Below are 9,292 nucleotides of genomic sequence, written 5' to 3'. Positions count from 1 at the left end.
AGCGTGCTTCATCTCGGGATGCCGAGAGTCTTTTGAAGTGAGTAATCACGCCGTGCAGGGTACGTAGCGGAGCTACGGGCGGCGGCGTGAAACCGAGGATGGTGATCGACGGCGGCGCGGCGCGCAGGCTGAAGCTGGCGTCCTTGCCAAGCAGAGTATCGGCGGCGATGTCKAGRTTSGGGCTGGTGACTTCRATGGCGTAGAGGAAGGTCTCGCTGAGTGCCTCGCTACCGGAAAACGCCAGGACGTCCAGCGGGGAATCCTGGCCTTCCACCACGACGGTATGGCGGCTGTGGTCGAAGAAGGTGCGTATCTCGTTGAGCATGGCGGGCATCCGTTCCAGAAGAACGTCGATCCCACCAGTTAGGCGATAGTCTTGTCGTTAGGACTGGTCCCGAAAAACTGTCCGATACGTCGCTGGTGATGCGAGTTTTTACTCCAGAGCCCGGAGAATCGAGTAAACCTTGCCTTCGCGGCTCTTCAGGCCGCTTCAAATACGGCCGGCCACGCTCCTGCGATCGACAGCAACGTCGGCAGACCTCCATGCGATAGGAACTCTGCCAATGACTACCACTTGCCATGTCCTTGCTGCCGAATCAATCACCCCTTCGGGCGGTAGCTGAGTGGAACAGATGCTCGGGCAGATGGCCCGGGGCATCCGTTCCGCAGCTACGCCGCTCAGCTATAAACCGGCCAGTGCTCGACGATGCGCCCCCCGCGTATCGCCAGCAGGTCGCCGAACTGCAGCAGGATCGACTCGGACTGGGTCGGGCGCAGGAACATCTGGTCGTCCACTTTCAGGTTCACGGCGCTGGAGCCGTTGACCATTTCCTGGTTCGAGCTGCGCCCGTACAGGCCGTTGAACTGCAACCCCCTGGGCGACTCGGGTTCGGCCATCCAGTTGCCGCCGTAGACGAAGAAGGTCTCGCGCTGGTTGGCATCCCACCAGGAGAACAGTGCCGATTTGTCGTCCAGTGCCGGAATCCGCACCGGGCCAGTACTCTTGATGACTGGCGTGGCAATGAAGGCTGCCGGCTGGTGGTCCACCAGCGACGGCAGGTCGTAGTGGGTCGGCTTGACCAGCGCCGAACCCACCGACACTTCGGTGCTGGTGCGTTCGTTCTCGTGCATCTTGTAGCTGGGGCTGCCGGCGGTATTGAGCGTCAGCCCCGGCTTCCACAGCGGCGCATGCCGGGTGCGCGCGTAGTCGACGAAGCCGTCGTAAAGCGTCATGACCTTGGCGAAAAGCTCCTCGGAGGAGCCCAGTACCTCGGGCACGCCCATGCCGACGAAGGGGTCGTAGCCCATGAACCCGGCGAACTCCAGGTGCTGCGGGTTGGCGCCGATGATCGTGAGCATCCTGTCCAGCGTCGCGTGGTCCGCCACACCGCCACGGTGCAGGCCGACGTCCAGTTCGATGTTGATCCGCAGGCGGGTGTTGCGCCCTTGCGCCAGCGCCAGGTACTGCTGCAGGCGCTCGGGGGTGTCGAGCAGCCATTGCAGCTGTTTCGTCGGGTCGAACGGGCCGCGAAGTTCCTCGTAGAACTGCTGTGCCGAGCCGACCGGCAGTGGCTTGCCCAGCAGCAGGTCGGCATCGGGAAAGCGCTCGGCATCGTGATTGAGGAACGGCTGGTGGAACGACATCATCCGCCGAGTGCCGGCGCGCTTGGCGATGTAGTCGAGCAACTGCGGCGACGGCAGGGACTTCTCCACCACGCGCAGGTGCTTGCCGGTGCGGGCGACCGACTGCATCACCACGTCGACGTTGTGGTCCAGGCGGTCGAGGTCGATCAGCATCACCGGGCGCATCGGCCCGTGCTCGCGCAGTTCGCGGTTCAGCCGGGCGAAGTAGTCGTCGTAAGGCGCGCCGTGGTCGGACGGGCGCAGCCAGGCACCGGCGCCGGCGCCGGCGAGCAGAACACCTGCCCCGGCCGCACCGACGATGAAATGGCGTCGTTTCATGGGTTGTTCTTCCTTGTCAGGCCACGCCCAGGATCGATGACAGGTGGGCATTGAGGAACTTGCCCTGCGGGTCCAGCTCGCGGCGCACCTCGGTGAATTCCTTCCAGCGCGGGTACAGCGGTTGCAGCGTGCGCGCGTTGAGCGTGTGCAGCTTGCCCCAGTGCGGCCGGCCGGCGTACTTCCAGAAGATCGGTTCGATGGCGGCGAAGAAGTTGTGGTGGTCCATGCTGTAGTGCTGGTGCACGGAGATTGAGCAGCTGTCGCGGCCTTCGAACATGCTCAGCGGAATGTCATCGGCCTTCACGTAGCGGTATTCGATGGGGAACCAGGTGCGCAGGTCCTTGTCGTTGATCTTCTTCAGAATCTCGCGCAGGCAGGCTGGCCCGTGTTCCGCCGGGACCGAATACTCCATCTCGTTGAAGCGCACGTTGCGCACGTTGGCGTAGATGTCGTAGGAGTCGCCGACACGGTCGTCGAAGCTGGCGACATGGCGCAGGCTGTTGAGCAGGAAGCGCCGCGCGGCGGGGAAGTCGCTGCCGTACTTGTCGAGGTTCTCGATGATGCTGACGAACTGGTTGCCGCCCTCCTCGGCCGGGTCCAGCGGTGGCGTGGCCGGGTCGGTGGTCTCGTTCAGGGCGATGGACAGCGCGTAGTCGGAATGGGTCATGACCTGCATTTCCCAGTGCTGGTTCTCGCGGGTGTTCTTCTCCAGGTCCTCCAGCAATTCCTCGGTGCTTGCCACCCACTGCCGCTCGCGCAGGCGATAGGCCTGGCGGTTCTGCAAGCGCACGCGGGTGGCGATGCCAAAGGCGCCGAGGGATACCCGCGCGGCGTTGAACACCTCGGGGTGGCGCTGGGCATCGCAGTCCAGCACCTCGCCGCTGGCGGTCACCAGTTGCAAGCCGGTGACGCGCGAGGAATAGGAGCCGAAGCCGACTCCGGTGCCGTGGGTCGAGGTGGAGATCGCCCCGGCCAGGGTCTGGTAGTCGATGTCCGCCATGTTCGGCAGCGCCTGGCCGACCTCCTTCAGTGCCGGCCCCATGAGCGACATCGGCGTGCCGGCCGCGAATTCCGCCTGCAATGTGTCGGCATCGTGGCCGAGCAGGCCGTTGAAGTAGGCCAGCGACACCAGCGTACCGTCGGTCGGCACCAGGGCGCTGAAGGAGTGCGCCGAACCCACCGGGCGCACCTTGCCCTCGGCCTGGCGGATGACCTGCACCAGCTCATCGAGGCTCTGCGGAGCCAGGCGCGCCGCGGGCAGGCAGCTCTGCCCGCCGGACCAGTTGCGCCAGGGAATCAGCCGTGGCGCGCGGGCCAGTTCGGCGGCCAGCGGGCTGCTCGACAGCGCCGCGAATGCGCCGGCAATGCCAGCGCTGTGCAGGAGTTGGCGACGGGTGAGATGAATAGGCATCGAAGCAACCCCGCCCTTACCGGACCGACTGGCCGGACATGAAGGAAATCAGCGCCAGGAACTCGTCTTCCGAGCACTGCATGCACATGCCCATCGGCGGCATGCCCTTGAAACCATTGATGCTGTGGTCCAGCAGGCTGTCGGCGCCCTGGGCCACACGGGGCTGCCAGGCTTTCGCATCACCGGCCTGCGGTGCTCCCGACGCCGGGTTGGCGTGGCAGAGCTTGCAGCTGCTGTCATAGATTTTCGCCAACGCGGGATCGGCAGGTGCCAGGGCGGCGGCGTTGCGGGTAGGCGGCGCGGCGTCATCGCCACAGCCGCCGAGCAGGCCGACCAGGGCCAGCAGGGCAACCGGCAGCCAGGCCGTTGCGGGTTTATGCATGGTGCTCCCCTTTTTCCCGCGCGCGGGAACGGCGCGGATTCTTGTTGTCATGGGCAGCAGCAGGTTAAGTCGAGCGCTGCTCGCCACCGAGGGCTTTGCCGGCCAACAAGGGGGCTCTGAGCGGACAGCGTGGCCGTTTCGGCAGTCTGTCGGTTTCAGGATGCGCAGGGTCGCTGCGGTGCAATCCTTGAACACAAGGGATGGCAAGCTTCCATACTGTCGAGGACCAGGCGCGCCCAGATGCCTGGCCGGATAATAAGAATGGCGCCCCGAACAGCCACGCCGACCGTGACGTGGCCGGTACGCCGCAGCCGAAGGATTCCGGATCGCCGCCGATGGCAGGCATCCGTGATATCGAGGTGCGCTGAATGCCTGATGATTCGCTTCACCTGCCCCTGATCCATGATGTTCTGGAACGCCTGAAAGCCACGCCCGGCGCCCTGCTGCCAGTGCTTCATGCCATCCAGGATTGCGTCGGCTACATCCCCGACGATGCCCTCCCTGAAATCGCCCACGCCCTGAACCTCAGCGTCGCCGAGGTGCGCGGGGTGATCAGCTTCTACCACGACTTCCGCACCGCGCCCCCGGCCCGCCATACGCTGCGCCTGTGCCGCGCCGAGTCGTGCCAGAGCCGCGGCGCCGAAGCCCTCGCCGCACAACTGCGCGAACAGCTCGGGCTGGACGACCACGGCACCAGCGCCGACGGCCGCATCGCCCTGCGCCCGGTCTATTGCCTGGGCGCCTGCGCCTGCTCGCCGGCCCTGGAACTGGACGGCCGGGTGCACGCGCGCCTCACCGCCGAACGCCTGCGCGAGCTGGTGAACGGTTGCCGGGAGGACGCCGCATGTTGAAGCTGTTCATCCCCTGCGATTCGCTGGCCCGCGCGGTGGGCGCCGATGAGGTGACCGACGCCCTGGTCGCCGAAGCCGAGCGACGCCAGATTCCGCTGGAGATCCAGCGCACCAGCTCCCGCGGCCTGTACTGGTTGGAACCGCTGGTGGAAATGGACAGCGGCGAAGGCCGGCTGGGCTTCGGCCCACTGGCGGCAGCCGATGTCCCCGCCCTCTTCGATGCGCTGGCCGACGACCCTGCACACCACCCGTTGGCCCTGGGACTGGTGGAAGAGATTGCCTACCTGAAGACCCAGCAGCGCCTGCTGTTCGCCCGCGCCGGCATCACGCGGCCGCTGTCGCTGGATGACTACCGTGCCCATGGCGGCTTCGAAGGCCTGGCCCGCGCCATCGGCATGGACGGCACCGAGGTGGTTGCCGCCGTGCTCGATTCCGGCCTGCGCGGCCGTGGCGGCGCGGCCTTCCCCGCCGGCATCAAGTGGCGCACCGTGCGTGACGCCGTTGGCCCGCAGAAATACGTGGTGTGCAACGCCGACGAAGGTGACTCCGGCACTTTCGCCGACCGCATGCTGATGGAAGGCGACCCCTTCCTGCTGATCGAAGGCATGGCCATCGCCGGCCTCGCCGTCGGCGCGAGCATGGGCTACCTCTACGTGCGCTCCGAGTACCCGGACGCCATCGTGACACTCAACCTCGCCCTGAGGATCGCCCGCGAAGCCGGCTACCTCGGCGACGATGTCTGCGGCAGTGGCCGCGCCTTCGAGCTGGAAGTGCGGGTCGGCGCCGGCGCCTACATCTGCGGTGAGGAAACCGCCCTGCTGGATTCCCTGGAAGGCAAGCGCGGCGTGGTCCGCGCCAAGCCGCCGCTGCCGGCGCTGCAAGGCCTATTCGGGCTGCCGACGCTGGTGCACAACGTGCTCACCCTGGCCTCGGTGCCGATCATCCTGGCCAGGGGCGCACAGTACTACCGCGACTTCGGCATGGGCCGTTCGCTGGGCACCATGCCCTTCCAACTGGCGGGCAACATACGCCACGGCGGGCTGGTGGAACGTGCCTTCGGCCTGACCCTGCGCGAGCTGGTGGAAGGCTACGGCGGCGGCACCGCCAGCGGCCGACCGCTGAAGGCTGCGCAGGTTGGTGGCCCGCTCGGTGCCTGGGTACCGCCCTCGCAGTTCGACACCCCGCTGGACTACGAAGCCTTCGCCGCCGTCGGCGCCATGCTCGGCCATGGTGGCGTGGTGGTCGCCGACGACACGCTCGACATGGCACGCATGGCACGCTTCGCCCTGCAGTTCTGCGCCGAGGAATCCTGCGGCAAGTGCACGCCCTGCCGCATCGGTTCGACCCGTGGCGTGGAGGTGGTCGACCGGCTGATCGCCGCTACCGACCTCAGCGCCCGCGAGGAACAGGCGCGGCTGCTCACCGACCTCTGCGACACGATGCAATACGGCTCGCTCTGCGCCCTCGGCGGCATGACCGCCTTCCCCGTGGCCAGCGCCCTCAAGCACTTCCCCGCCGACTTCGGTCTGGCGACTTCGGAGGCCGACTCGTGATCAATTTCTTCGATCCCGCAACGTCCAGCACGAGTGACATCGACCTCGGCACACCCGCCCGCGAGAGCGACGTGCAGGTCAGCCTGAGCATCGACGGCCGCGAAATCAGCGTCCCTGCCGGCACTTCGGTGATGCGCGCCGCTGCGCTGCTGGGCACCAGCATTCCCAAACTCTGCGCCACCGACAGCCTGGAAGCCTTCGGCTCCTGCCGCATGTGCCTGGTGGAGATCGACGGTATGCGCGGCTACCCGGCCTCCTGCACCACGCCGGTCAGCGAGGGCATGGTGGTGCGCACGCAGACGCCGGAGCTGGCGGGCCTGCGCCGCAACGTCATGGAGCTGTACATCTCCGACCACCCGCTGGATTGCCTGACCTGCTCCGCCAACGGCAACTGCGAGTTGCAGACCGTGGCCGGCCAGGTCGGCCTGCGCGAAGTGCGCTACGGCTACGACGGCGCCAACCACCTGAAGGATGCCAAGGACGTCTCCAACCCCTACTTCGACTACGACCCGAGCAAGTGCATCGTCTGCAACCGCTGCGTGCGCGCCTGCGAGGAAACCCAAGGCACCTTCGCCCTGACGATCTCTGGGCGCGGCTTCGAGTCCCGTGTGGCGGCGGCCGGCGGCGAGAATTTCCTCGACTCCGAATGCGTCTCCTGCGGCGCCTGCGTGCAGGCCTGCCCCACCGCCACGCTGATGGAAAAGAGCGTGGTCGAGATCGGCCAGCCCGAGCGCGCCGTCATCACCACTTGCGCTTACTGCGGCGTGGGCTGCTCCTTCCGCGCCGAGATGAAGGGCAACCAGCTGGTGCGCATGGTCCCGGACAAGAACGGCCAGGCCAACCACGGCCACTCCTGCGTCAAGGGCCGCTTCGCCTGGGGCTACGCCACGCATCCGGATCGCATCACCAAGCCGATGATCCGCAAGCACATCAGCGACCCCTGGCAGGAAGTCAGCTGGGACGAGGCCGTCACCTATGCTGCCAGCGAATTCCGCCGCATCCAGACGAAATACGGGCGCGACTCCATCGGCGGCATCACCTCCAGCCGCTGCACCAACGAAGAGACCTACCTGGTACAGAAACTGGTGCGCGCGGCGTTCGGCAACAACAACGTCGATACGTGTGCGCGAGTCTGCCACTCGCCGACCGGCTACGGCCTGAAGCAGACCCTCGGCGAGTCTGCCGGCACCCAGAGTTTCGACTCGGTGATGCACTCCGACGTGGTGCTGGTGATGGGCGCCAACCCCACCGACGCACACCCGGTGTTCGGCTCGCAGCTCAAGCGCCGCTTGCGCCAGGGTGCGCAACTGATCGTCATCGACCCCCGGCGCATCGACCTGGTCGACTCGCCCCACGCCCGCGCCGAACTGCACCTGCAACTGCGCCCTGGCACCAACGTCGCCATGCTCAACGCGCTGGCGCACGTCATCGTCACCGAGGGCCTGGTCAAGCAGGACTTCGTCGATGCGCGCTGCGAGGCCAGCGACTTCATCCGCTGGCGCGATTTCGTCAGCCTGCCGGAGAACGCCCCGGAAGTGCTCGGCCCGGTCTGCGGCGTGCCTGCCGAGGAAATCCGCGCCGCCGCCCGCCTCTACGCCACCGGCGGCAACGCGGCGATCTACTACGGCCTGGGCGTCACCGAACACAGCCAGGGCAGCACCGCGGTGATGGGCATCGCCAACCTTGCAATGGCCACCGGCAACGTCGGCCGCGAAGGCGTCGGGGTGAACCCGCTGCGCGGCCAGAACAACGTGCAGGGCTCGTGCGACATGGGCTCCTTCCCCCACGAGCTGCCCGGCTACCGGCACATTTCCAACCAGACCGTGCGCAGCCAGTTCGAACAGGCCTGGGGCGTGACGTTGCAGCCCGACCCCGGCCTGCGCATCCCCAACATGTTCGAAGCAGCGCTGGGCGGCACCTTCAAGGCGCTGTACTGCCAGGGCGAAGACATCGCCCAGAGCGACCCCAACACCCAGCACGTCACCGCGGCCCTCTCCGCCATGGAATGCGTGGTGGTACAGGACATCTTCCTCAACGAGACCGCCAAGTTCGCCCATGTGTTCCTGCCGGGCAGCTCCTTCCTGGAAAAGGACGGCACCTTCACCAACGCCGAACGGCGCATCTCGCGGGTACGAAAAGTGATGGAGCCACTGGGCGGCAAGGCCGACTGGGAAGCCACGGTCGCCCTGGCCAACGCGCTGGGCTATGCCATGGACTACCGGCACCCATCGCAGATCATGGACGAGATCGCCCGCCTGACACCGACCTTCACCCGCGTCAGCTACGCCGAACTGGACCGCCACGGCAGCCTGCAATGGCCGTGCAACGACGCCGCGCCCGATGGCACACCGACCATGCACATCGAGCAGTTCGTGCGCGGCAAGGGGCGTTTCATGCTCACCGGCTACGTGCCCACGGAAGAGAAGGTCAACGCCCGCTACCCGCTGCTGCTCACCACCGGGCGCATCCTCAGCCAGTACAACGTCGGCGCCCAGACCCGGCGCACCGACAACGTCGCCTGGCACGAGGAAGATCGCCTGGAAATCCACGCCAGCGATGCCGAGAGCCGGGGCATCAACGACGGCGACTGGGTCGGCGTGGGCAGCCGCGCCGGGCAGACGGTGCTGCGCGCCAAGGTCAGCGAGCGGGTAGCGCCGGGCGTGGTCTACACGACCTTCCACTTCCCCGAATCGGGCGCCAATGTGATCACCACCGACAACTCCGACTGGGCCACCAACTGCCCGGAATACAAGGTCACGGCGGTGGAAGTGGTGCGCGTGTTCCAGCCTTCGGAATGGCAGAAGCGCTACCAGGCGTTCAGCGACGAACAACGCCGCCTGCTCAAGGAGCGCCGTCATGCCCAAGCCGCGCAAAACGAGAGAGCCGAGGTCCGTCGATGAGCGTCGAGAACCTGATCAAGATGGCCAACCAGATCGGCCAATACTTCTCCACCGAGTCAGACCCTGCCCTGGCGGTGCAGGGCGTGCAGCAACACCTGCAGAACTTCTGGACGCCCGCCATGCGCCGCGAAATCAAGGCCTGGCATGAGCAGAACCCGGGCGAGGAGTTGCACGCCCTGGTGCGGGCGGCGCTGGCAGAGACGACCGCGCAGACCTAGCCGAAGCCCGGTGCA

General features: G+C 66.7%; 8 protein-coding genes and 1 pseudogene. 5 read left to right on the top strand and 4 right to left on the bottom strand.

Translation table 11 applies throughout. From position 1 onward, the window contains the following. The 4 genes and pseudogenes from A6723_RS08990 to A6723_RS08975 all read right to left on the bottom strand — a co-directional run. Nucleotides 1-325, bottom strand: a pseudogene (locus A6723_RS08990) (type VI secretion system tip protein VgrG); the annotation flags it as partial. A gap of 353 nt (nt 326-678) precedes the next feature. Further along, complete coding sequence (locus A6723_RS08985) at nt 679-1,887, bottom strand: DSD1 family PLP-dependent enzyme (protein WP_371914049.1); 1,209 nt, start codon at nt 1,885-1,887, stop codon at nt 679-681. A gap of 91 nt (nt 1,888-1,978) precedes the next feature. Then, nucleotides 1,979-3,373, bottom strand: a complete 1,395-nt coding sequence (locus A6723_RS08980) for a D-arabinono-1,4-lactone oxidase (RefSeq protein WP_054908522.1) — start codon at nt 3,371-3,373, stop codon at nt 1,979-1,981. Nucleotides 3,374-3,389: 16 nt separating this feature from the next. Further along, nucleotides 3,390-3,755 carry a cytochrome c5 family protein gene (locus A6723_RS08975; RefSeq protein ID WP_054908521.1) on the bottom strand — a complete coding sequence of 122 codons (366 nt, stop codon included), beginning with the start codon at nt 3,753-3,755 and terminating at the stop codon, nt 3,390-3,392. 200 nt (nt 3,756-3,955) lie between these two features. Between A6723_RS08975 and A6723_RS32095 the strand changes: the two genes are divergently transcribed. Genes A6723_RS32095 through A6723_RS08955 form a run of 5 tightly spaced genes read left to right on the top strand, consistent with a single transcriptional unit; the run spans nt 3,956 to nt 9,277 of the window. After that, the gene (locus tag A6723_RS32095; protein WP_156356600.1) at nt 3,956-4,123 is read left to right on the top strand and encodes a hypothetical protein; all 168 of its coding nucleotides are present in this window, start codon (nt 3,956-3,958) and stop codon (nt 4,121-4,123) included. Next, the gene (locus A6723_RS08970) at nt 4,124-4,606 is read left to right on the top strand and encodes a formate dehydrogenase subunit gamma (protein ID WP_024765873.1); all 483 of its coding nucleotides are present in this window, start codon (nt 4,124-4,126) and stop codon (nt 4,604-4,606) included. It begins immediately after the preceding gene. Continuing rightward, nucleotides 4,600-6,159 carry an NADH-quinone oxidoreductase subunit NuoF gene (locus A6723_RS08965; protein WP_054908520.1) on the top strand — a complete coding sequence of 520 codons (1,560 nt, stop codon included), beginning with the start codon at nt 4,600-4,602 and terminating at the stop codon, nt 6,157-6,159. Before A6723_RS08970 ends, A6723_RS08965 begins: the two co-directional genes overlap by 7 nt. Next, nucleotides 6,156-9,059 carry a formate dehydrogenase subunit alpha gene (gene fdhF, locus A6723_RS08960; protein ID WP_054908519.1) on the top strand — a complete coding sequence of 968 codons (2,904 nt, stop codon included), beginning with the start codon at nt 6,156-6,158 and terminating at the stop codon, nt 9,057-9,059. Before A6723_RS08965 ends, fdhF begins: the two co-directional genes overlap by 4 nt. Continuing rightward, nucleotides 9,056-9,277 (top strand): formate dehydrogenase subunit delta, encoded by a 222-nt coding sequence (locus A6723_RS08955; protein ID WP_054908518.1) that lies wholly within the window; start codon nt 9,056-9,058, stop codon nt 9,275-9,277. The genes fdhF and A6723_RS08955 overlap by 4 nt, the downstream gene beginning before the upstream one ends. Nucleotides 9,278-9,292: the final 15 nt, after the last annotated feature.

This window comes from Pseudomonas sp. AU11447 (assembly GCF_001672555.2).
Lineage (GTDB): Bacteria > Pseudomonadota > Gammaproteobacteria > Pseudomonadales > Pseudomonadaceae > Pseudomonas > Pseudomonas nitroreducens.
Note: the sequence above shows the minus strand (reverse complement) of the source record. Positions and strands in the feature narration are given on the sequence as shown.

Bases quoted from the DNA above. Each gene is read 5' to 3' on its own strand.
- A6723_RS08975 (WP_054908521.1), bottom strand. From the start codon at position 3,755: ATGCATAAACCCGCAACGGCCTGGCTGCCGGTTGCCCTGCTGGCCCTG.
- A6723_RS08980 (WP_054908522.1), bottom strand. From the start codon at position 3,373: ATGCCTATTCATCTCACCCGTCGCCAACTCCTGCACAGCGCTGGCATT.
- A6723_RS32095 (WP_156356600.1), top strand. From the start codon at position 3,956: ATGGCAAGCTTCCATACTGTCGAGGACCAGGCGCGCCCAGATGCCTGG.
- A6723_RS08965 (WP_054908520.1), top strand. From the start codon at position 4,600: ATGTTGAAGCTGTTCATCCCCTGCGATTCGCTGGCCCGCGCGGTGGGC.
- A6723_RS08955 (WP_054908518.1), top strand. From the start codon at position 9,056: ATGAGCGTCGAGAACCTGATCAAGATGGCCAACCAGATCGGCCAATAC.
- A6723_RS08970 (WP_024765873.1), top strand. From the start codon at position 4,124: ATGCCTGATGATTCGCTTCACCTGCCCCTGATCCATGATGTTCTGGAA.